At 43.5% G+C, this 395-nt stretch carries 1 protein-coding gene; it reads right to left on the reverse strand.

Annotated elements, in window-relative coordinates; all coding sequences use genetic code 11:
• Nucleotides 1-330 (reverse strand): hypothetical protein (locus tag A3729_RS10150; RefSeq protein ID WP_231877405.1); only part of this gene is annotated, 330 nt, incomplete at its 3' end.
• Between the last annotated feature and the right edge of the window lie 65 nt (nt 331-395).

Raw genomic sequence — 395 nt, forward strand, 5'->3', positions numbered from 1 at the left:
AAATTTCTCGGCAGCCTCAGTGTAGGACTGTTGCTTCATTAGCTCTTGAGCTTGCTGGTCTTGGGTCTTAAACAAGTCTCTTGCTTCAAGGGCGTGTGAGGTTTCTGGTAAAGAAATAAGCGATATCGAAATAAACAGCGCTAGAAGTGTGTTTTGTCGATACGCAAAAAGCGCAAAAGGTATTATTAAGAATAACAGCAAATAACCGGCATCTTCCCAGGCATCAAAGGTACGAAAACTTTCTTGCTTGTCAGTATTGTTCGCTTTTGCTTTTCTCAGTCGTTCACCCGTGATATCAAGCGCCTCTAGGTCGTGATCATCTAGGGACATTTTAACCATCTTGCCGCGATTTACCCCTGCAAGACTGTCCAATAGTTTGAAAGGAGTCTGTGGGA

The sequence above is a fragment of the Oleiphilus sp. HI0043 genome, from assembly GCF_001634935.1.